Genomic DNA, 22445 nt, shown 5'->3' with positions numbered 1-22445 from the left:
ATGAAAAATGAAATGTGGTCAGGACGTTTTAGTGATGCAAGTGATGAGCTTTTAAAAGAATTTAATGCAAGTTTAAATGTAGATAAAACTTTGTTCAATGAAGATATACAAGGTTCTATAGCACACGCTACAATGCTTGAAAGTTGTGGTATTTTAAAAAAAGAAGAATTAGATGCTATTATAAAAGGTTTAGAGCAGGTTAGAAGTGAAATAGAGCAAGGTAAATTTATTTTTGATATTAAAGATGAAGATATTCATATGGCCGTAGAAAAGCGTTTAAGCGAGATTATAGGTAGTGAAATTGGTGGAAGACTTCATACTGCAAGAAGTAGAAATGATCAAGTGGCTACTGATTTTAAACTTTTTGTCAAAAAATCTCATATTGAACTTATAAAGCTTTTAAAAGAATTGATTCAAACCATGCTCGAACATGCTAAAGTGCATAAAAAAACTATTATGCCAAGTTTTACACATTTACAGCACGCTCAGCCTGTGAGTTTTTCTTTTTATATTTTAGCTTATGCTTTTATGTTAATGCGAGATATTAAGCGTTTGCAAAATAGCCTAGAACTCGCAGACTTTTCGCCACTTGGATCTTGTGCATGTGCAGGAACAAGCTATAGAACCAATCGTGAGTTGAGTGCTGAAATTTTAGGATTTAAAGATATTATGCTAAATGCTATGGATGGAGTGAGTGATAGGGATTTTGCTCTTGATTTGCTTTATGATATAGCAGTTATTTTTACACACACATCAAGACTTTGCGAGGAAATGATTTTATTTTCAAGTTCGGAGTTTTCTTTTATAACTATAAGTGATAGCTTTTCAACAGGAAGTTCTATTATGCCTCAGAAAAAAAATCCTGATGTTTGTGAGCTTATACGTGGAAAAACAGGGCGTGTTTATGGAAATTTGATTTCTCTTTTAACTATAATGAAAGCTTTACCTTTAGCCTATAATAAAGATATACAAGAAGATAAAGAAGGGATTTTTGATAGTGTAAAAACCGCTAAAGATAGCTTAATCATCTTAAATGCAATGCTAAAAGAAATACAAATTAATAAAGAAAATATGCTTAATGCTTGTAAAAAAGGTCATTTATTGGCCACCGATTTGGCAGATTATTTGGTGCGTGAAAAAAATATTCCTTTTAGAAAAGCACATTTTATAGTGGGAAATGTTGTTGCACAAGCTGAAGCACAAGGTATTGATATAAGTGAAATTAAAGATCTTTCAAAAATAGATCCTATATTTGATGAAAAAGCTATGGAACTTTTAAATTTTGAATTTTCTTTAAATTCTAAGCAAAGTGAAGGCTCAAGTTCTATTGCAAGCGTAGAAAAGCAAATTCAAATTTTGGAAGGCTTTATTCAAAATTTATAAATATTGTTTAGGCTATTTTGCCTAAACATTGAATCTAAAATGCATTACATCGCCATCTAAAACGATATAGTCTTTTCCTTCAAGGCGTAGCTTTCCTGCTTCTTTGGTGCCATTTTCGCCTTTGTATTGGATATAGTCTTCATAGGAAATAACTTCAGCTTTTATGAAGCCTTTTTCAAAGTCATTATGAATCACGCTTGCTGCTTTTGGTGCTTTCCAGCCTTTTTTGATTGTCCAAGAACGCACTTCAACTACACCAGCGGTAAAATAACTGATCAGTCCAAGCTTAGCAAAAGCAGTGCGTATGATTTGATCAAGACCGCTTTCGTTAACTCCTAGAGAACTTAAAAATTCATGACTTTCTTCATCGCTTAATCCTACTAATTCTTCTTCGATTTTTGCACAAAGCTTGATAACTTCATGATCATTTTTTTTAGCATATTCTTTTAAAGCTTTTACATAATCATTATCTTCACTAATACCATTTTCATCAACATTTGCACCATAAATCACCTCTTTAGCAGAAAGCAGTCTTAATTCCTTGATTAGGGCTTGATAAATTTCACTTTCCTTTTCAGGATAAGAACTTGCAGCTAAGCCTTTGTTTAAATGATCAAGTAAGGAATTTGCAAGTTCGAGACTTTCTTTGACACCCTTTTGATTGGCTTTGGCTTCTTTGGTGAGTTTTTCTATTTTTTTACTCAGTTGCTCAATATCTGCTAAAATAAGCTCTGTATTGATAATTTCTACATCACGTAAAGGATCAACTCCACCTTCAACATGGGTAATATTTTCTTCATCAAAACAACGTACTATATGCAAAATAACCTCAGTTTCACGTATATTTGAAAGAAATTTATTTCCCAAGCCTTCGCCTTTACTTGCGCCTTTAACAAGTCCAGCGATATCTACAAATTCTATTAAAGAATGCATAATTCTTTCAGGTTTTACTATTTTAGCAAGTTCATTCAGTCTTAAATCAGGAACTTCAACCATGGCTTTATTAGGCTCTATGGTGCAGAAAGGATAGTTTGCACTTTGGGCATTTTGTGCTTTAGTTAAAGCATTAAAAGTTGTTGATTTGCCAACATTTGGAAGTCCTACTATACCTACGCTTAAACTCATTTAGCTTTCCTTAAAATTTGAATTAAATAATTAACACACATCCTAACTCCAGCTCCACCTGCGCCAAAACTAGAATATCCCCAAGATTTTTCTGTATAAGCAGGTCCTGCTATGTCAAGATGTAGCCATTTATCTTTATATTCTTTACGAATAAATTTATCTAAAAATAACCCTGCGGTAATTGCGCCTCCGTAGCGACTAGAGGCAGTATTACTAACATCGGCAATATTTGATTTTATAAGTTCTCTTAAGTGAGGGTTGAAATGTAAGATTGTGGTATATTCTCCGCTTTTTTTAGAGCTTAGATAAAAATCATTTTGCAATTCCTCATTATTTCCCATAATAGCGCTTGTAAATTCTCCAAGTCCTACAACACAAGCTCCAGTAAGAGTTGCCATATCGATAAGTAAATCAGGTTTTAAATCCTGTGCAAAAGAAAGACAATCAGCTAAAACCAAGCGTCCTTCTGCATCTGTATTTCTTACCTCTATGCTTACACCTTCACGACTGATTAACACATCATCAGGCTTATAAGCATTGCCGCCTATCATATTTTCAGTTGCGCCCAAAATGCAATGCACTTCTAAATCTAAAGCAAGTTCAGCTACGGCTTTTATGATTCCCATTACTGCTGCTGCACCGCTTTTATCAGCTTTCATTGTAAGCATAAAATCAGCTGGTTTTAAGCTTAATCCACCGCTATCGTAAGTTAAGCCTTTTCCAACAAATACAACACGTTTTTTTGCATTTTTGGCTTTATAGCTTAGATGAATGAGGCGTGGTGGGTGTATCGAGGCGCGATTTACCGCTAAAAAGGCATTCATTTTTTCTTTGGCTAAGAATTTTTCATCATAAATTTTACAAATAATGTTTTTATTTTCTTTAGCTAAATTTTGCGCATCTTCTGCCATTTTTAAAGGGGTGTAAATTTCAGGAATTTCATTGACTATATTTTTAGTAAAATTTGTAGCATTAGCTAAAATTTCTCCACGCTCTAAACCTATCTTAGCTTCATCTTTATTAAATTTCTTACCATTTAATTCTTCGCTTGAAATAATAAATTTTTCCAAAGTACTTGTTTTTTTCTCGCTTTTATATTTGTCAAATTTATAAGCCCCAAAAAGTACGCCTTCAACTAAAGATGCAAAACTTCTAACTACACAATCTCCTATTATGCTAGGAAGTTTTACGCTTTTAATATTAAGTTTCTCAAGAGTTTTATATGCTGTGCAAAGACTTAATCTTATATCCTCATAAGCAAGACTTTTAAGCTCTAAATAAAGCTTTTTATTGTTTAAGTCTAATAATGCACCTTCGCCTTTGTAATTATTAAGTTTAAAAAAATCTTTTTCTTTGTTAAAAATTTTTAAATTTTTATCCTGTATAAAAACAAGTTCAAAGTCTGCTTTTATAGCATCTAGTTTTTTATCGTTTAATTCAAATTTCATGATTTTTTCCTTTTATCTTTAAGTATAGCTTTTTCCATTTGTTTAAAACCAAATAATAAAAGGGATAAAAAAGCTATAATAATAATGGCTGCATAATACCAATGTTCTTCAGCCCAAGTCACCATCTTCCAAATTTGTTCTCCAAAATACCAAGCTAAAAGTATAGTGATTGATGCCCAAACCCAAGCACTAAAAAGATTGATAATAGCAAATTTTTTTGCACTATAACGCGTGATTCCTATACTCATAGGTATAATGGTTCTAAAGCCATACATATAGCGTTGTATAAAAATAATAGGCCAACCAAAACGTTGTAAAAGTAGGTGTGCTACTGCAAATTTACGCCTTTGAGTTTTTAATTTTTTTTGTATGTAGCGTTTATTATATCTTCCTATATAGAAATAAATTTGATCACCTACAAAACCACCAAGTCCTGCTATAAATATAACAAAACCTAAATTTACATGTCCTTGATGAGCAAAAATACCTGCTAAAATTAAAGCTAACTCTCCTTCTAAAATGCACCATAAAAAAATAATAATATAAGCTAGATCTTTGTATTGGTAAAGTAAATTTTTTAAAAATTCTTCCATTTGTACCTTTCTATAGTTTTAAATTTCTAAAACACTATAAACTGAAGTAAGTTTTTCAAGTTTATTTGCTCCATTTAAATCTTTAAGATTCATTAAAAAACAAGCTTCAACACATTTAGCTCCAGCTTTTTGAATGAGTTCATATGAAGCTATAGCTGTTCCGCCAGTTGCTATTAAATCATCTACAAGTAAAACTCTTGCATTTTGAATATTTTTAAATGCATCTTTATGAAGTTCTACTTTATCGCTGCCATATTCAAGATCGTATTCGCAGCTAAAGGTTTCAAAAGGGAGTTTTCCAGGTTTTCTAATAGGCACAAAAGGAAGATTAAGTTTTGCACAAATCATAGATGCAAAGATAAATCCTCTGCTTTCTGTTCCTGCTATGAAGTCTAGATTGTAATCTTTGTAGCGTTCTTTTAAATGTCTAAGTAGAAAATTTAAAGCTTCTTTGTTATTTAGTAGAGTGGTGATATCTCTAAAAATAATTCCTTTTTTTGGAAAATCAGGAATAATCCTAATGCTATCAAGCAGATATTTTTTTTCTTCTTGTGTTAGTTTTATCATAATAATGCCTCGATTTTTGCTTCTAATTCTTTAATTCTTTGTCTTAGTTTGTCATTTTCCAAGCGATATTGAGAATTTCTGGTTCTTAAAGATGTAAGGTCTGCTTTGATTTTATTAAGCTCTTCTGTGAGTATATCTATATTTCCAAGGCTTCTTTGAAGTTGAATTTGTAGTTTTCTAATGACAATCTCAGTATCATCAAGATTGTTTTTGATAAAATCTTTTGATGTTTTTTCTTTATTAAGTAGAGTTTTATAGTAAAACAACATTACAATAAGATAGATAGTTGCACAAATCAATATAGTTAAAACAAGCCAGTTTGTAAACATTATATTTTTACCTCAATTTTTTGAATTCTTTGCATATGTCTCCCTTCTTCAAAAGGAGTTTGAATGAATTTTTCTATAATATCTATAGCTAATTCAACCCCAATTAATCTTCCGCCTAATGCCAAAACATTGGCATCATTATGCCTTCTTGCAAGTTCTGCACTTAAGCTTTCGTGGCATAATGCACAACGAATGTTTTTATGACGATTTGCTGCAATAGAAATTCCAATTCCACTTCCACAAATAAGAATGCCAAAGCTCCGTTTGTTTATTTTTTCGGCAAGTAAATGCGCATAATCAGGATAATCGCAGCTTGCGCAAGTGTTTGTTCCTAAATCGTTAAAAATTATATTTTTTTCTTTTAAAAATACGCAAATTTTTTCTTTTAATTCAAAACCAGCATGATCACTAGCAATATAAATTTTTTCCCTAAGCATTGGTTTCCTAAATTACTATATAAAATAAGATAAAAACCTAATCTTATCATATTAAATCATAAAAACAGCTTTTCTTTGTTTTAAAAATAAGCTTTATTTTTCTTTATATATGTTAGAATCATGTGACAAGAAAAATAAAATTTCAATAAATTAAGAGGAGAAGAAAGTGAAGCTCATACTCATAGGATCTTCAACAGGTGGTCCTAATCAGCTTAAATTTCTTTTAAAGGATATTGATGTAAAAAATACTTGTGTAGTTATAGCTCAGCACATGAGTGCCAGTTTTATTCCATCTTTTGTGGGGCAATTTAATAAAGAAGCTTTTAGTGAAGTGTGCTTATTGAACGATAAAGAGATATTAAGCAATAAAATTTATATTTGCCCTAAAAATACTATTTTATCTGGAAATTTAAATATTGTAGCCGCTTGGCAAGATGTGGCTTCAAGCTTTAAACCGAGTGTGGATTTACTTTTTCATTCCGCTGTTTCTTTGGCAAAAACAAATAAAATACTTGCTATTATTTTAACGGGCATGGGAGATGATGGCGCAAAAGGTTTATTTGAGCTTTATAAAACAGGAGTTAGATGTTTATGTGAGAATGAAGCAGATAGCGTCGTTTATGGTATGCCAAAAAGAGCAAAAGATATGAATCCGCATTTAAAACCTATGAGCTTAAAAGAAATTAAAAAAGAAATTGTAAATTTTATTGATCAGGATTAATAAAAGGAAAATTGCATGGAAAAAAAAATAACTCCTAGCGAATTGGAACTTAATGAATTTATAAAAATTATCAACGAAATGAGTGGTATTGATTTAACCGATAAAAAAAATATACTAGCTTTAAAGTTGAATAAATTTCTTGAAGGAACTAATACTAAAAATTTTTCCGAATTTTTGGGAAAATTAAAAAGCAATAGACAACTTAAACAAGAAACTTTAGATTTTGTAACCATAGGTGAAACTTATTTTTTAAGAGAATTGGCTCAATTGAAAGAAATAATTTATTATGCCAAAAGCTTAGAAAAGAGAGTAAATATCCTAAGCGCCCCTTGTTCAAGTGGAGAAGAAGTATATTCTTTGGCATTATTGGCTGCACAGAATTTTATTAAAGATATGTATATTTTAGGCGTTGATATTAATTCAAGTGTGATTGAAAAAGCAAAACTTGGAAAATATCAAGGAAGAACTTTACAGCGATTGAGCGAGAGTGAAAAAAGAAGGTTTTTTTTAGAAAGCGAAGATAAATTTTATACTATTAATAAAAATGAGCTTTGTACTTGTAAATTTGAACTTTGCAATGTTTTTGAAGAAAAATTTTCAAGATTGGGAAAATTTGATATTATAGCTTCTAGAAATATGATTATTTATTTTGATCATGAATCAAAACTAAAACTTATGGAGAGATTTCATAGAATTTTAAATGATAAAGGAAGGCTTTATGTTGGCAATGCTGATTTAATTCCAGAGACTATTTATTTTAAAAAGATTTTCTCTCCAAGAGGTGTTTACTATGAAAAAGTATAAATTCTAAAAATTACTAAAAGTTACACTTTGGAAATTTATTAGTAAAAATAAGTTACATTTTGAAGTAGTTTTCTTTATTTAATGATAAAATAATTTCAATTAATTTTATATTTAGCTAAAAATAAAGGAAAAAACTTGATTGAATTAAAAAATGTAAACAAATACTACGGAACTCATCATGTTCTAAAGAATATTAATCTTTCTGTTAAAGAAGGTGAGAAGCTTGTTATTATAGGTCCAAGTGGAAGTGGAAAAAGTACAACTATCCGTTGCATGAATGGGCTTGAAGAAGTTAGTTCAGGAGAGGTCGTAGTTAACAATCTTGTTTTAAATCATAAAAATAAAATTGAAATTTGCCGAAAATATTGTGCAATGGTTTTTCAGCATTTTAATTTATATCCACATATGACGGTTTTGCAAAATTTGACCTTAGCTCCAATGAAACTTCAAAAAAAATCTAAAAAAGAAGCTGAAGAAACAGCTTTTAAGTATTTAAAAGTTGTAGGTTTGCTGGATAAAGCAAATGTTTATCCAGCAACCCTTTCAGGTGGACAACAACAACGCGTTGCTATAGCAAGATCACTTTGTACTAAAAAACCCTATATTTTATTTGATGAACCTACTTCAGCCCTTGATCCAGAAACCATACAAGAGGTTTTAGATGTAATGAAAGAAATTTCACATCAAAGCAATACTACCATGGTGGTTGTTACACACGAAATGGGTTTTGCAAAAGAAGTAGCAGATAGGATTATTTTTATGGAAGATGGTGCTATTGTGGAAGAAAATATGCCTAGCGAATTTTTCTCAAATCCAAAAACTGAAAGAGCGCGACTCTTTTTAGGGAAAATTCTTAAAAATTAACCAAAATTGAAAGGAGAAAAAATGGTTTTTAGAAAATCTTTGTTAAAGTTGGCAGTTTTTGCTCTAGGTGCTTGTGTTGCATTTAGTAATGCTAATGCAGCAGAAGGTAAACTTGAGTCTATTAAATCTAAAGGACAATTAATAGTTGGTGTTAAAAATGATGTTCCACATTATGCTTTACTTGATCAAGCAACAGGTGAAATTAAAGGTTTCGAAGTAGATGTTGCCAAATTGCTAGCTAAAAGTATATTAGGTGATGATAAAAAAATAAAACTAGTTGCAGTTAATGCTAAAACAAGAGGCCCTTTGCTTGATAATGGTAGTGTAGATGCAGTGATAGCAACTTTTACTATTACTCCAGAGAGAAAAAGAATTTATAATTTCTCAGAGCCTTATTATCAAGATGCTATAGGGCTTTTGGTTTTAAAAGAAAAAAATTATAAATCTCTAGCTGATATGAAAGGTGCAAATATTGGAGTGGCTCAAGCTGCAACTACAAAAAAAGCTATAGGTGAAGCTGCTAAAAAAATTGGCATTGATGTTAAATTTAGTGAATTTCCTGATTATCCAAGTATAAAAGCTGCTTTAGATGCTAAAAGAGTTGATGCGTTTTCTGTAGACAAATCAATATTGTTAGGTTATGTGGATGATAAAAGTGAAATTTTGCCAGATAGTTTTGAACCACAAAGTTATGGTATTGTAATCAAAAAAGATGATCCAGCTTTTGCAAAATATGTTGATGATTTTGTAAAAGAACATAAAAATGAAATTGATGCTTTAGCGAAAAAATGGGGTTTATAATATGAATGAAAGTGTAGGTTTTGTTGAACATTTAAGACAAATTCTTACTTCTTGGGGTTTATATGATGAAAATAGTATAAGCCCTTTTGCGGTATGGAAATTTTTAGATGCTTTGGATAATAAAGATGCTTTTATTAATGGTTTTATTTATACTTTAGAAGTAAGCATTCTTGCTTTGCTTATAGCTACAATTTTTGGAACTATAGGCGGAGTTATGGCTACAAGTAGATTTAAAATTATCAGAGCCTACACTAGAATTTACGTAGAGCTTTTTCAAAATGTTCCTTTGGTAATACAAATTTTCTTTTTGTTTTATGCCTTGCCTGTTTTAGGTATAAGGCTTGATATATTTACTATTGGTGTATTGGGTGTTGGGGCGTATCACGGAGCTTATGTAAGCGAGGTGGTTAGAAGTGGAATTTTGGCTGTGCCAAGAGGTCAGTTTGAAGCTTCTGCGTCTCAAGGGTTTACTTATATTCAACAAATGCGTTATATTATAGTACCTCAAACCATTAGAATTATTTTACCACCGATGACAAATCAAATGGTAAATTTAATTAAAAATACCTCTGTATTGCTTATTGTAGGTGGAGCTGAGTTAATGCATTCTGCTGATAGTTATGCAGCTGATTATGGAAATTATGCGCCGGCTTATATATTTGCAGCGGTTTTATATTTTATAATTTGCTATCCTTTGGCTTATTTTGCAAAAGCTTATGAAAATAAATTAAAAAAAGCACATTTAACGAGATAAAGGGTTGTTAATGGAAAATGTTTTTAATGCACAAAATATTGAATTTTTAATGCAAGGTTTATTTCTGACATTAAAAATAGCCTTAGCAACTTGTATTATTTCGATTGTTTTTGGAACTTTTTTAGCTATAACTAAAAATTATGGGGATAGATTAAGTAAATTTTTAGCAGCTTGCTATATAGATATTTTTAGAAATACTCCTTTATTATTATGGATGCTTGCAGCTTGTTTTGTTCTACCTGTATTTTTTGGACAATTTCCTCAAGCTTTTTGGGGTACTATAGGATTTTCACTTTATACGAGTTCGGTTATGGCTGAAATTATTAGAGGTGGATTAAATTCTATACCAAAAGGTCAGTTTGAAGCAGCTTATTCTCAAGGTTTTGGTAAATTTTTTACTCTTTTTTATATTATTTTACCACAAACTTTTAGAAAAATAATACCTGCTTTATTATCTCAAATTGTAACCACTGTAAAGGATACAGCTTATTTAGCGGGTTTAGGTATAGCTGAACTTACTTATAATTCAAAAACTATATTGGCAAAACTAACAAGTTTTGAAGAAATTTTAGCGATGATAGGTGTTGTTGCGGGAATTTATTTTATAATATGTTTTTCACTTTCTATGTTGGTAAGATATTATGCCAAAAAGACAGCTTACATTTCTTAAAAAAGCTTATATTTTTATATAAGCTTTTTAAATTTACAGCAGTTTTTAACATTTTTTTTATTAAAATCTTTTGTATTAATTCATAATTTTATTGATTAAGGTTTTTTATGCGAGGTTATAAAATTTTTTCAGGCTCAGCTAATGTCGAATTTGCAAGACAAGTTTCTAAATATCTCTCCCTGCCTTTAAGTGATGCTGGAGTAAAGCGGTTTAGTGATGGAGAGATTAGTGTTCAAATTGATGAGAGTGTACGCGGAAAGGATGTTTTTATTATTCAAAGTACTTGCGCTCCTACAAACGATAATTTAATGGAACTTTTAATTCTTACAGATGCTTTGCGTCGCTCAAGTGCAAATTCAATTACGGCTATTATCCCATATTTTGGCTATGCGAGACAAGATAGAAAAGCAAATCCTAGAGTGCCAATTACTGCTAAACTTGTGGCTAATTTGATTCAAGCAGCTGGGATTGATCGCGTAGCTACGATAGATTTGCATGCAGGACAAATTCAGGGTTTTTTTGATATTCCAGTAGATAATCTTTATGGAAGTATAGTTTTTAATGATTACATTAAAGCCAAACATTTTAAAAATGCTATTATAGGAAGTCCAGATATAGGGGGTGTTGCAAGAGCTAGGAGTGTTGCAAAGCATTTAGGACTTGATATAGTTATAGTTGATAAGCGTCGTGAAAAAGCCAATGAAAGTGAAGTAATGAATATTATTGGAGATGTAAAAGATAAAGAAGTTATCTTAGTGGATGATATTATTGATACTGCTGGCACTATAGTTAAAGCCGCGGAAGCTTTAAAAGAAAAAGGTGCAAAATCTGTTATGGCTTGCTGTACTCATGCAGTTTTAAGCGGAAAAGCCTATGAGAGAATAGCAAGTGGAGTTTTAGATGAGCTTGTGGTAACAGATACTATACCTTTAAAAGAGCAATTACCAAATATTAAAGTATTAAGCGTTACACCTGTTTTTGCTGAAGTAATACGTCGTGTTTATCATAACGAAAGTGTAAATTCTCTCTTTATTTAGATTAAAAAAGCTTAAAGATTATTTTTAAGCTTTTCATTTTTATGCTACTTAAAGAAACAAAAAACATATATTTTTTTAAAAATGTGAAAAAACTAAACATCTTTCTATATAATTTAATCTATAAATCTGCTATTCTTTGAAAATATTTTATTTTCTTAGGAGAAATATGACTCAGTTAAGTACTAAAATTTTATGGTTGTTTGTTGCAACTTTAGGCGCTATTTGTTTTGGTTATTTAGCTTTACAAAATGGCGAAAGTGTATCAGCGATTTATTTGGTGGTTGCTGCTGTATGTATTTATATGATAGGATATAGATTTTATGGGCGTTTTGTAGCTTATAAGGTTTTAGAACTTGATAAAAATCGTGCAACACCAGCACTTGTAGAAAATGATGGGCGTGATTTTGTGCCCACAAATAAAGCTGTATTATTTGGACATCATTTTGCTGCTATTGCAGGAGCAGGTCCATTAGTAGGACCTATCTTGGCCGCTCAAATGGGATATTTGCCTTCTATGCTTTGGATTTTAGTAGGAGGAGTTTTAGCGGGTGCTGTGCATGATTTTGTTGTTCTTTTTATATCTACTCGTAGAAAAGGTAGAAGTCTTGGCGAGATGATTAAGGATGAGATGGGTAAATTTACAGGTGGAGTTGCTATGGTGGCGATTTTTGGCATTATGCTTATTATTATTGCCATTTTAGCTATGGTGGTTGTAAAAGCTTTAGCAGAATCTCCATGGGGTTTATTTACTATCGCAATGACTATTCCTATAGCAATATTTATGGGCATTTATATGCGTTTTATCCGTCCAGGTAGAGTAGGGGAGGCTTCTATAATAGGTTTTGTGCTTTTAATTTTGGCTATTCATTATGGTAGCGTTATAGCTGCTGATCCTTATTGGGCTAAAATATTTACTTTAGAAGCTCCAACTTTGGCAATTGTTATGATGGCTTATGGTTTTATTGCTTCTGTTTTACCTGTGTGGTTTTTACTTGCTCCAAGAGATTATCTTTCAACTTTTTTGAAAATCGGTGTTATTGTGGTAATGGCTGTAGCTATTGTTTTGGTTGCTCCTGATTTACAAATGCCAAAAGCAAATACTCAGTATTTTGATGGAACAGGTCCAGTATTTGCAGGTGGAGTGTTTCCATTTTTATTTATTACCATTGCTTGTGGTGCGATCAGTGGTTTTCATGCTTTGATTTCTAGTGGAACTACTCCTAAAATGCTTGAAAACGAAACTCATACTTTGGCTGTTGGATATGGCTCTATGCTTGCTGAGAGTGCTGTGGCGATTATGGCTTTAATTTGTGCTTGTATTTTACATCCAGGTCTTTATTTTGCTATAAATTCAAGCTCTGCTTTGATAGGAACAGATGTTGTAAATGTAGCACAAACTATTTCAAGTTGGGGATTTAGTATTGCTCCTGAAGAAATTACTACTTTAACCACAAATATAGGAGAGCATACTATACTTTCAAGAACAGGGGGAGCCCCGACTTTTGCTATAGGTGTAGCTTTGATCTTGCATGAACTTTTTGGCGGCGTGGATTTGATGGCTTTTTGGTATCATTTTGCTATATTGTTTGAAGCTTTATTTATTTTAACAGCGGTGGATGCTGGGACAAGGGCTTGTCGTTTTATGGTGCAAGATATATTGGGTAATGTTTATAAACCTTTAGGAGATATTCATAATTATCCAGCTGGACTTTTGGCTACGGCTTTAAGTGTTGCAGGTTGGGGATATTTTCTTTATCAAGGCGCCATTGATCCTAAGGGAGGAATTTATACACTTTGGCCTCTTTTTGGCGTGAGCAATCAAATGCTTGCGGGTATGGCTTTGCTTCTTGCTACAACTATACTTGTAAAAATGGGCAAGGCAAGATATACTTGGGTTACTTTAGTACCTGCGGTATTTGTCTTAGTGGCAACTCTGTATGGAGGAATTCAAAAAATTATGCCTTATGAAGAAGGCAATAAAATAGCAAATGCGGTAAGTCATGTAGCCGCCGTTAGCATACAAAGTCAAAAAATTAAAGATTTAGAATTTAAATTAAATAATACTAAAGATGAAAAAGAAATTTCTACAATTAGAAAAGAAATTTCAATAGCCACTCAAAATAAAGTTGGAAATTTACTTAATGCAATTCTTTGTGTGTTCTTTATGATAGCTACCTTGCTTGTTATAATTTCTTGTATAGGAATTTGCTTAGATAAAATTAAAATTCCTCTTAAAGAAACTAAGTATATTAAGATTGATGAATTTCAAAAAATTTAAGTATTATTATGAAAAAGCCGAAAGGTTTTTTCATCCCTTGGTGGGACTTTCTAGTTATGATAAGTATTTAGAACACATGAAACAAAAACATCCAGGAAAAATTCCAAAAACCAGAGGGGAATTTTTCAAAGAATGTCTAGATAAAAAATATAATAGTGGCGGTTTAAATAAATGCTGATAAGCTTAAAGGATAAAGTTTTATCATACAAAATAAGCTTTAAGCATTTAAAAAGCCATGAATTCTTTTAAGTTCTTCACTAATAGGTTTTTTCTTTCCATCTCTTGTAACACTTACATAAGTTACTAAAGCCGAAGTTACATTAATGCAAGAAGTACAACCTTGAGAATCCACTCTTTGAGCTGTGACTTCTACTTCAACGCTGATTGAAGTGTTGCCCACATTTACAACTTTAGAGTAACAAGAAATTATATCGCCTATAAAAACAGGTTCTTTAAAAACTACTTTATCCATAGAGATGGTTACAACGCGTTCAGGAGAAAGTTCTCTTGCTGCGATAGCTCCTGCTAAATCGATTTGTGAAAGTATCCATCCGCCAAAAATATTTCCTGCTGGATTTGTGTCACTTGGCATAGCTACAATTTTTAATTTTGGTTCTCCCATATCTCTCATTTTTACTCCTTATTTTAAAAAATGAATTATAATTAAAAAAGTTAAAAAGGAGAATAAAAGTATGAATAATTTTAAAGAAATAGCTAAATTGGTTAGAAAATACAAAGAAAGAAATAATGCGTTATATGAGTTTTTAGACAAAGAAGATGTGGGCGAGTATTTTAGATCTTTGATTTCTTTAAGTGAGTTAAAACAAGATAAAACAACTATGCTAGCCATACTTAGGCGTTTGGTTGATTTAAAGGAAGAAAATTTAGTTCAAGAGTGGAAAAAAAACAACTTTAAGGAAGATAAGATTATAGAGTTAAAACATAAGTTCTATGAAGAGGTTAGAAAGTTTTATGAAAAAGAACATCAAAATTTAATTAATGAAATAAAAGAGAAAAAGCTTTTAAATAATTTTTATCAGTCTTTAATACAAGGAGTGCATAATATAGGTTTAATTATGAATATTTTTGAAATTTCTTGGACTAAAGAAATTATAGAAAAAAATAATAAAATTTTATCTACTCAATTTCCAAATTTAGATGATGCAATGGAATTTTTACGTAAAAATCATTTATATCAAAAAACTCCAGAAGGAGAAATTTGTGAGCGAAGCTATGGTGTTCTAGTTAGAATAGGAAATTTATGGAAATTTGTTCCTTATGCGAGATTTTTCGAGAATGAAATTTTAAAATTAGAATTTGCTTTTGAAAATATGATTGATCAGCTTAAAATATTTGCTAGCAGCGAAGAGGAAAAAGCTTATATAGAATATTTTGAAAAATTAAAATTAGCGTTTTGTGAAAAAGATGAAGATAGGGTTATAAAAGCTTGGCAAGAAGCTGAATTTGCTTGGATGAAAGTAAAATCACCTTTACAAGTGGGACATCCTTTAGAATATTATGAAGATAATTATACTCATGCGGTGGCATTAGAATGGGATATAAGAATAGAAGATGAAAATGATTTTGATGTTTTGAAATTTGGTAGTGAAATTAAGGAAAGTTTTGAACATGTTTATAAAAATATAGGACTTGAAGATTGTGAATTAGAAAAAGAAGTTTTATCTAATATAGAAAAAACTCAACTTTATATTTGCACTCCGATGATATTTTATGGTGCCGAACTTAAAGGTTTATTCTCAGCTCAAGTCGTTCCAAATGATGAGTTTGTAAGTTCTAAGGCGGGCAAAAAAATATTTGCCTTTATAAATTTTGTATATGAAAATGCTAAAACAAAGCCTTTTATGAAAATTTCTAGCGAGGTTTTTGATAAAGAATTTTTGGATTTTGGAAGAAATATTTTATTTTATCAGGAAAAAATTTGGAAAAGGGTTTATGAAGTATCAACTATAGGCCATGAATTTGGTCATATATTTTTTATTGCTAATGATACCGAAAAAACAATGAATCAGAGTGGTTTTTTTAAAAATATAGAAGAATATAAAGCTACTACAGGTGGACTTATAAATTTCTTTTATCATGAACAAGATGACTTGATAATGCCTGTTTTTCATGAACTTATAAAAAGAGCTATTGGACTTATTTCTTGGCAAAGGGTTGATGAAGTTAGACCTTATTATACAGAAGGACTTATTCATCTTAGTTTGCTTTTTGAAAGTGAAGTATTGATTTTTGAAAATAATAATTTGAAGATAAATTTTGATTTAGGGCATTATGAAAAATTTAAAGAACTAACTTTAAAAAATTATCATGAATTAGCAAAACACTATGCTTTAAGACTTGATGCAAAAGAGTTTTTAAGTAGATTTTGTGAAATTGAAGATAATATTTTTCTTCCTATTATGCCTAAGTGTAAAGAATTTGTTAAATTTTATTATGATTTATACGAGAAAATTGGTAATGAAATTGATAATAGTGGAGAATTTGAAAGATATAAGAAAAAATAATAAAGTTTTTTGAAAAAAACTTAAAAAAAGCTGTTTTTTACTTGATATTGTTTTTTAAATATGCTAAAATTAGGCGTTTCAATTAAAACAAAGGAGCTTTTATGACTAAAGCAGATTTTATTTCATTAGTTGCTCAAACAGCTGGGCTAACAAAAAAAGACGCTACTACTGCTACTGATGCAGTTATTTCTACTATTACTGATGTTTTAGCTAAAGGTGATAGCATCAGTTTTATTGGTTTTGGTACTTTTTCAACTCAAGAAAGAGCTGCTAGAGAAGCTAGAGTACCAAGCACAGGAAAAACAATCAAAGTTCCTGCTACAAGAGTTGCAAAATTTAAGGTAGGTAAAAACCTTAAAGAAGCTGTTGCAAAAGCAAGCGGCAAAAAGAAAAAATAAAACTTCGGCTAGATAAATTCTAGCCTTCTTTCTTAATTAATTCAGATATTTTGTATCTTTTATTTACTTTATTTTTTTAAACTTTTATAAAACTATCATTATTAAATAAAAAAGGATATTAAAATTATGAAAGTATATGAAAAAGTAAGTGAGCTTATAGGAAATACTCCTATTATACATTTGAAAAAATTTGGTATCAATGTTTTTGCTAAATGTGAATTTTTAAATCCTAGTCATTCTATAAAAGATAGAGCAGCTTTTGAAATGATTAAAGATGCTTTAGATAGTAAAAAAATTAATCAAGATACTACAATAGTTGAAGCAACTAGTGGAAATACTGGAATTTCTTTGGCTATGATTTGTGCAGATTTGGGACTTAAATTTATTGCTGTAATGCCCGAATCTATGAGTTTAGAAAGAAGAAAAATAATAACACTCTTTGGCGCTAGGTTAGAATTAACTCCTGCAAATTTAGGAATGAAAGGAGCGGTTGATAAAGCAAATGAAATATTATTAAATACTCCAAATTCTTTTATGGTTTCTCAATTTGAAAATATTTCAAATAAAAATGCGCATCGTAAGAATACGGCTTTAGAAATTTTAAGAGATTTGGATAATGAACTTGATATTTTTGTAGCTGGTTTTGGAACTGGCGGTACTATTAGTGGAGTTGGGGAAATACTAAAAGAAAAATTAGAAAAAGTGCATATTGTTGGAGTCGAGCCTCTAAATTCTCCATTGCTTAGCAAAGGTGAAGCGGGAAGCCATAAAATACAAGGAATAGGGGCGAATTTTATACCTGCTATTTTAAATAAAGAAGTTATAGATGAAGTGATCACAGTAAGTAATGAAGATGCTATAAATACAGCCAAAGAACTTGCCAAAAGTGGTTTAATGGTAGGTATATCAAGTGGAGCAAATGTATTTGCCGCAAGTATGCTAGCAAAGAAATTTCCAGATAAAAGAATTTTAACTATGCTAAACGATACGGCTGAAAGATACCTCTCAACTGATCTTTTTGCTTAAGTATAATTATTGAGAATTTAGAAAAATTCTAAGTTCTCTTAAAATTTCTTGTGGATTTAAATCGCTAATTTCTTTATAAAAATGACCTTTTTCATCAATAAGATAAAGCATATTGCTATGTGCTATAGAATAACCCATAAAAGAATCATTTAGATCTATTTTTTGATATTGAACATTATATTGTTTTGTTATTTTTTGAAGAGTTTTTTCATCTTTTGCAATTAAGGCATCTGCTTTTGGGTAAAAGTATAGTAACCATTCGTTTGTATTGCTTAAGTTATTATCTCTATTTGGATCTAAAGAAATAAAAAGAAGGTGAGCCTTAGGATTATTGATTTGCTTTAAGGCTTTGCCTACTAAACTAAGAGTTGCCGGACAAACATCAGGGCAATAAGTATATCCAAAATAGATAATAAGCTTATCTCCTTTAAAATCTTTTAGGGTGGTTTCCTCTTTTAAGTCTGATTTTAAGATAAAATCATAAGAATTTTGATGATTTTTAATAAAAAATATTACACCTAAAATAATGGCAACTATAACTATAAACAAAATAATATTTTTTTTCATTTTTTTAGCTCAAAATCAAAATAAAACCCTATGGGTTTATTATTATCCATAAATTCTACCCTGAAACGCATAGTATCTAAAACGCAAGCAGCAAGAACTATTTTACTTTCATAGTCTGTTGAATTTAATCGATGTATTTTAGGTTTAATTTCGCCCATATACATATTTAATCCATAAATTTTAATTCCTAAGTTGTTATAATTTCCTAGATTTACAATCTTTAGATTTGTAACATCTAAAGATTGTAAGGGTTTGGGATTTAGGGAAATTAAGACTTTTTTATTGTTAAAACTATATGTGCAGTCTTTAACATTAAGATCGCAAGTCAATGGGGTAGAAAAATCAGTTTTTGTTATTTTTTGAGAATCTTTTATTACATAAAAATCAAAAATAATATATAAAATAGCAATAACAAAAGCAAAAGCTAGGATAAAAATAATTTTTCTCATTAATTAAAATTCTTTAGAATCAATATTTTTTAACTCTATGGTTTTGTGATTATTAAATTTTAAATCTAAATTTACCTTCGTGTCTTTAATAATAGGTTTTTTTAGTTTTAAAAGCATTATATGGTAACCTCCAGATTTAAGCTCTGTGCTTGAATGAGCTTTTATAATAATTTCAGGAATTTTTTGCATCATCATTTTTCCATCTTTATGTATATGTGTATGCAGTTCACTGACTTCACTGATATCGCTTTTGGCACTTATTAGAGCAATATCCTTATCAGTATTATTAAAAATAGTAAGAAAAATAGCACTATTTTGCGCATGAGGTGGAGTTTGTTTTACAAAGGCATTTTTTACCTCTATATCATTAACAGCCCAAAGATTTACAGCAAAAAGAGCACCTAAGAGAAGAATTTTTTTCATATTGTATCCTTATTTTTATAATATTAAATATTTGTTCATTATATCAAAAAATATTTTTATTTGAATATAAAATTTTGAAAATTTTTCAATGTGTGTTACCTGTTTGAAATTTTTTTGCATAGCAACATCAAAATCAAAGAAAAAACCAGTTGGAGCATTATTGTTTAAAAATTCAACCCTAAATCTAGAATCATCGGTAATGCTTCTACCTATAAAATTTATAAGAATATCACCATTAACTATATTAAATTTAGGAATGATATCGCCTATATAGGAATTTAAACTATAAATTTTAATCTTTAAATTAGAATAATGAGGAAAATTCTTAATTTTTATAGTAGTTTTATTGAAAATTTTTATAGGTTTTGGGTAGGCTGAAACTTCAATATTTTTTTATTAAAAGAAAAAACACAATCTTGTAAATTTAAGTCACAAGTTAGAGGTTGGCATGTATTTAAGCTAAATATACTTTCTTTCTTTTTATCATATAATGTATAAAAAGCTAAAAACAAAATGCCTAAAAAAGACATTCCTATAAAAAAATTTCTTATCATTATAGACAACCTTTTAAAACAAGCCTTTATGATTTGTAAAAATTATATCATAAATAAGGCTGCATTGTTAATATAATTAATATTTTTTAAGAAAAAAAATATTATAATCACAAACATTTTTGACTTAAAAAAATTTGAAATACCTAAGGAAAAACATTGTTAAAACGACTTGCTTTATTAATTGCACTTTCTTCATTGATGTTGCATGCCTCAGATCTTGTTAAAATTTATCTTAATCAAGGATTAGATGCTGTTGGTGTAGCGATTGAAAAAGAATTAACTCAAAAGGATTTTTGGTTAAGTGAAATAGGAGATAAAAATATTTCACTTGGATACTATGATGATAATGTTGCTATCGTGCTTACAAATAAAACAGATAAAATTCTCCGTGTTTATTCTTACGAGGACGGAAAAATAAGAAAAGATTTTGAACAAAAAGAAATAATAACTGGATTAATGGGTGATAAAAAAATAGAAGGAGATTTGAAAACGCCAGTAGGTTTTTATGAGTTAGGCCGTAAGTTTAATCCAGGTGATCCTTATTATGGTCCCTTTGCTTTTGCCACAACTTATCCAAATTTACTTGATAAAGTACAAGGAAAAACAGGTGGTGGTATTTGGATCCATGGCTATCCTTTAGATGGTTCTAGACTTGATGAATTTAAAACAAGAGGGTGTATTGCTTTATTTAATAATAATTTGGAGAAATTTGCAAAAGTTGTGCAAGATAAAAAAGTTTTTGTTATGACAGAAGAAAAAGAAAAAATTAGAGCTAAAAAGGATCAAATCGCTAGTTTATTGGCTGATCTTTTTACATGGAAACTAGCTTGGACAAATAGTGACACTAATGCCTATTTAAGTTTTTATGATGAGCAAGAATTTAAACGTTTTGATAAAATGAAATTTGAACAGTTTGCTTCCATGAAAAAATCTATTTTTTCTCGTAAAGAAGATAAAAAGATTAAATTTTCAGATATTAATATCAGCCCTTATCCGAATTTAGAAAATGAAACTATGTATAGAATTTCATTTTATGAGGATTATTACACTAAAAACTATCAGTTTAGAGGCGATAAAATTTTATACGTTAAGATAGATAGTAAAGGTAAAATGAAAATTTTAGCAGAGCAATAAATGTCTTTAATAAAAATTGATCAAAAAGCTTATGAATACAATTTAAGGCATATTGCTAAAAAAATAGGGAGTTTTCAAAGATTAATTTGTGTTTTTAAGGATAATGCATATGGACATGGAGCTAAGCTTTTAGCTCCATTAGCCAAAAATTTAGGAGTTTCTTTTGTTGCTGTTAAGAGTGAAGAAGAAGCTCGAGAAATCGAAGAATTTTTTGAGAATATATTAATACTATCACATCGTCCTCATGGTAATGAAAATTCTCGATTTATTTATGCTTTAAATGACATTTCTCAAGTAAAAAATTACAAGCAAGATATAAAAATACATCTAAAAATAGATACAGGCATGCATCGCAATGGAATTTGTGTAGAAAATTTAGAGCATGCTATAAATCTTATTCAAGGTAGTGATTTAAAACTTACTGGAATGTTTACACATTTTGCTAGTGCAGATGAAATGGATGGAAGTTTTTTTGTTCAAAAAGAAAATTTTCAAAAAGCTAAAAAGATAGTAAAAAAATATTTTTCAAATTTATTATTTCATTCGTATAATTCTGCAGCATTATTTAGAGGGAAAATTCCTGAAGATGAATATTGTAGAGTTGGGCTTGTTCAATTTGGATATGGGGATTCAAATTTAAAAAGAGTTTTAAGTTTGTATGCTCATAGATTAAGTCAAAGGATTTTACAAAAAGGACAGAGCATAGGATATGGAGGCATTTTTACTGCTGCAAAGGATATGGAAGTAGCAACTTATGATTTGGGTTATGCTGATGGTCTTTTCCGTTACAATGGAAAAGGGGAGTTGGTGCTTGGAAATGGAAAAACAATGCTTGGAAAGATGTCAATGGATAGTTTTTCTTGTGAAAATTCTGGTGAGGAAATTTGCGTGTTTAAAGATGCTGATATTTGGGCTGATTTTTTTCATACTATTAACTATGAAATTTTAGTAAAATTAAATCCTAATATTCAAAGAGTTCTAGTATAAATATGTTTAATATAGTTTTAGTTCACCCTAGAATACCGCAAAATACAGGTAGTATAGGTAGAATGTGCTTTAATGCTGGTTTTAAACTTCATATTGTTAAACCAACTGTTTTTGATATTTCACAAAAGGCTGTTAGAAGGGCAGGACTTGATTACTGGGATAAATTAGAGCCTATTATTTGGGAGAATCTTGAAGAATTTTTGAATGAAAATATGATTTATAAAAATCACTTTTTTTTCGCAACAACTAAGAGTCAAAAAGCTTATTTTGATGCAGAATTTCAAAAAAATGATTTCTTATTCTTTGGAAGTGAGAGTTATGGTTTGCCTATGGAATTAATGCAATTAAACTGGGAAAATGCTATAACTATACCTATGAAATCTTATGGAAGAAGTTTAAATTTAGCCACAAGTGTTGGTATAATCTCTTATGAAGCTTTAAGACAAAATTTTAGAAATTTTGCTTCTTAAAAGTTTCAAATTTACACAATAGCTTAAAACAAATAAAATCATAAAGTCCTTTTTATAAAAATTATGTTAAAGTAAAATTTAGATTATTTTTTGAGGAGTTT

General features: G+C 29.9%; 26 protein-coding genes and 1 pseudogene. 16 read left to right on the top strand and 11 right to left on the bottom strand.

The window, feature by feature from the left end; translation table 11 throughout:
- Complete coding sequence (gene argH, locus AJ889_RS07710; RefSeq protein ID WP_002935614.1) at positions 1–1383, top strand: argininosuccinate lyase; 1383 nt, start codon at positions 1–3, stop codon at positions 1381–1383.
- Between the two features lie 21 nt (positions 1384–1404).
- Here argH and ychF read toward each other — a convergent pair whose 3' ends face one another.
- Genes ychF through rpiB form a run of 6 tightly spaced genes read right to left on the bottom strand, consistent with a single transcriptional unit; the run spans position 1405 to position 5882 of the window.
- On the bottom strand, positions 1405–2508 hold the full coding sequence (gene ychF / locus AJ889_RS07705; RefSeq protein WP_032584926.1) for a redox-regulated ATPase YchF: 1104 nt from the start codon (positions 2506–2508) through the stop codon (positions 1405–1407).
- Positions 2505–3956, bottom strand: coding sequence for a leucyl aminopeptidase (locus tag AJ889_RS07700; protein ID WP_002873205.1), 1452 nt, complete (start codon positions 3954–3956; stop codon positions 2505–2507). Before AJ889_RS07700 ends, ychF begins: the two co-directional genes overlap by 4 nt.
- The gene (locus AJ889_RS07695) at positions 3953–4549 is read right to left on the bottom strand and encodes a DedA family protein (protein WP_002854047.1); all 597 of its coding nucleotides are present in this window, start codon (positions 4547–4549) and stop codon (positions 3953–3955) included. The genes AJ889_RS07700 and AJ889_RS07695 overlap by 4 nt, the downstream gene beginning before the upstream one ends.
- A gap of 18 nt (positions 4550–4567) precedes the next feature.
- On the bottom strand, positions 4568–5116 hold the full coding sequence (apt, locus tag AJ889_RS07690; RefSeq protein WP_002859569.1) for an adenine phosphoribosyltransferase: 549 nt from the start codon (positions 5114–5116) through the stop codon (positions 4568–4570).
- Complete coding sequence (locus AJ889_RS07685; RefSeq protein WP_002853247.1) at positions 5113–5445, bottom strand: membrane protein; 333 nt, start codon at positions 5443–5445, stop codon at positions 5113–5115. The genes apt and AJ889_RS07685 overlap by 4 nt, the downstream gene beginning before the upstream one ends.
- The gene (rpiB, locus tag AJ889_RS07680; RefSeq protein WP_002853308.1) at positions 5445–5882 is read right to left on the bottom strand and encodes a ribose 5-phosphate isomerase B; all 438 of its coding nucleotides are present in this window, start codon (positions 5880–5882) and stop codon (positions 5445–5447) included. The genes AJ889_RS07685 and rpiB overlap by 1 nt, the downstream gene beginning before the upstream one ends.
- A gap of 166 nt (positions 5883–6048) precedes the next feature.
- Between rpiB and AJ889_RS07675 the strand changes: the two genes are divergently transcribed.
- The 9 genes from AJ889_RS07675 to kcuS all read left to right on the top strand — a co-directional run bounded on the left by AJ889_RS07675 (position 6049) and on the right by kcuS (position 13989).
- Positions 6049–6603, top strand: a complete 555-nt coding sequence (locus tag AJ889_RS07675; protein WP_002853263.1) for a CheB methylesterase domain-containing protein — start codon at positions 6049–6051, stop codon at positions 6601–6603.
- Between the two features lie 15 nt (positions 6604–6618).
- On the top strand, positions 6619–7407 hold the full coding sequence (locus tag AJ889_RS07670; RefSeq protein WP_002853285.1) for a CheR family methyltransferase: 789 nt from the start codon (positions 6619–6621) through the stop codon (positions 7405–7407).
- A gap of 135 nt (positions 7408–7542) precedes the next feature.
- On the top strand, positions 7543–8271 hold the full coding sequence (locus tag AJ889_RS07665; RefSeq protein WP_032584928.1) for an amino acid ABC transporter ATP-binding protein: 729 nt from the start codon (positions 7543–7545) through the stop codon (positions 8269–8271).
- Positions 8272–8292: 21 nt separating this feature from the next.
- Positions 8293–9072: a bifunctional adhesin/ABC transporter aspartate/glutamate-binding protein PEB1a gene (peb1A, locus tag AJ889_RS07660; RefSeq protein ID WP_052795993.1), complete on the top strand. Its 780-nt coding sequence runs from the start codon at positions 8293–8295 to the stop codon at positions 9070–9072.
- Position 9073: 1 nt separating this feature from the next.
- Positions 9074–9826: an amino acid ABC transporter permease gene (locus tag AJ889_RS07655; RefSeq protein ID WP_002853332.1), complete on the top strand. Its 753-nt coding sequence runs from the start codon at positions 9074–9076 to the stop codon at positions 9824–9826.
- 10 nt (positions 9827–9836) lie between these two features.
- Positions 9837–10496 (top strand): amino acid ABC transporter permease, encoded by a 660-nt coding sequence (locus AJ889_RS07650; RefSeq protein WP_002853290.1) that lies wholly within the window; start codon positions 9837–9839, stop codon positions 10494–10496.
- Positions 10497–10603: 107 nt separating this feature from the next.
- Positions 10604–11533: a ribose-phosphate pyrophosphokinase gene (locus AJ889_RS07645; protein ID WP_002853293.1), complete on the top strand. Its 930-nt coding sequence runs from the start codon at positions 10604–10606 to the stop codon at positions 11531–11533.
- A 166-nt stretch (positions 11534–11699) separates the two neighbouring features.
- Positions 11700–13811 (top strand): carbon starvation CstA family protein, encoded by a 2112-nt coding sequence (locus AJ889_RS07640; RefSeq protein WP_032584931.1) that lies wholly within the window; start codon positions 11700–11702, stop codon positions 13809–13811.
- A complete protein-coding gene (gene kcuS, locus AJ889_RS07635) occupies positions 13792–13989 on the top strand; it encodes a KCU-star family selenoprotein (protein WP_002867452.1) in 198 nt (65 codons plus the stop codon). Before AJ889_RS07640 ends, kcuS begins: the two co-directional genes overlap by 20 nt.
- Before the next feature lie 39 nt (positions 13990–14028).
- Here kcuS and AJ889_RS07630 read toward each other — a convergent pair whose 3' ends face one another.
- Positions 14029–14442 carry an acyl-CoA thioesterase gene (locus AJ889_RS07630; RefSeq protein ID WP_002853544.1) on the bottom strand — a complete coding sequence of 138 codons (414 nt, stop codon included), beginning with the start codon at positions 14440–14442 and terminating at the stop codon, positions 14029–14031.
- 61 nt (positions 14443–14503) lie between these two features.
- Here AJ889_RS07630 and ciaB point away from each other — a divergent pair, with 61 nt between their 5' ends.
- The 3 genes from ciaB to cysM all read left to right on the top strand — a co-directional run bounded on the left by ciaB (position 14504) and on the right by cysM (position 17760).
- Entirely contained in the window at positions 14504–16336 is a 1833-nt protein-coding gene (gene ciaB / locus AJ889_RS07625) for an invasion protein CiaB (protein ID WP_002935833.1), read from the top strand.
- A gap of 101 nt (positions 16337–16437) precedes the next feature.
- A complete protein-coding gene (locus AJ889_RS07620; protein ID WP_002859562.1) occupies positions 16438–16734 on the top strand; it encodes an HU family DNA-binding protein in 297 nt (98 codons plus the stop codon).
- Between the two features lie 126 nt (positions 16735–16860).
- Positions 16861–17760: a cysteine synthase B gene (gene cysM, locus AJ889_RS07615; RefSeq protein ID WP_002935818.1), complete on the top strand. Its 900-nt coding sequence runs from the start codon at positions 16861–16863 to the stop codon at positions 17758–17760.
- 6 nt (positions 17761–17766) lie between these two features.
- Here the strand turns inward: cysM and AJ889_RS07610 are convergent, their stop codons facing one another.
- From AJ889_RS07610 to AJ889_RS07595, 4 genes and pseudogenes are all read right to left on the bottom strand, one after another.
- Positions 17767–18327: an SCO family protein gene (locus AJ889_RS07610; RefSeq protein WP_070293354.1), complete on the bottom strand. Its 561-nt coding sequence runs from the start codon at positions 18325–18327 to the stop codon at positions 17767–17769.
- Positions 18324–18776, bottom strand: coding sequence for a hypothetical protein (locus AJ889_RS07605; RefSeq protein WP_002852445.1), 453 nt, complete (start codon positions 18774–18776; stop codon positions 18324–18326). The genes AJ889_RS07610 and AJ889_RS07605 overlap by 4 nt, the downstream gene beginning before the upstream one ends.
- A gap of 3 nt (positions 18777–18779) precedes the next feature.
- On the bottom strand, positions 18780–19199 hold the full coding sequence (locus AJ889_RS07600) for a copper chaperone PCu(A)C (protein ID WP_002935814.1): 420 nt from the start codon (positions 19197–19199) through the stop codon (positions 18780–18782).
- An 85-nt stretch (positions 19200–19284) separates the two neighbouring features.
- A pseudogene (locus tag AJ889_RS07595) lies at positions 19285–19753 on the bottom strand (hypothetical protein).
- Positions 19754–19909: 156 nt separating this feature from the next.
- Between AJ889_RS07595 and AJ889_RS07590 the strand changes: the two are divergent.
- The 3 genes from AJ889_RS07590 to AJ889_RS07580 are packed head-to-tail and all read left to right on the top strand — an operon-like array spanning position 19910 to position 22344.
- Positions 19910–20887, top strand: a complete 978-nt coding sequence (locus AJ889_RS07590) for a murein L,D-transpeptidase family protein (protein WP_002870168.1) — start codon at positions 19910–19912, stop codon at positions 20885–20887.
- A complete protein-coding gene (locus AJ889_RS07585) occupies positions 20888–21874 on the top strand; it encodes an alanine racemase (protein ID WP_002859557.1) in 987 nt (328 codons plus the stop codon).
- 2 nt (positions 21875–21876) lie between these two features.
- Positions 21877–22344 (top strand): tRNA (cytidine(34)-2'-O)-methyltransferase, encoded by a 468-nt coding sequence (locus AJ889_RS07580; RefSeq protein ID WP_002935808.1) that lies wholly within the window; start codon positions 21877–21879, stop codon positions 22342–22344.
- Positions 22345–22445 lie beyond the last annotated feature (101 nt).

This window comes from Campylobacter sp. BCW_6468 (assembly GCF_001762865.1).
Taxonomy (GTDB): Bacteria; Campylobacterota; Campylobacteria; order Campylobacterales; family Campylobacteraceae; genus Campylobacter_D; species Campylobacter_D jejuni.
This window is presented reverse-complemented; position numbering and strand designations above follow the sequence as displayed.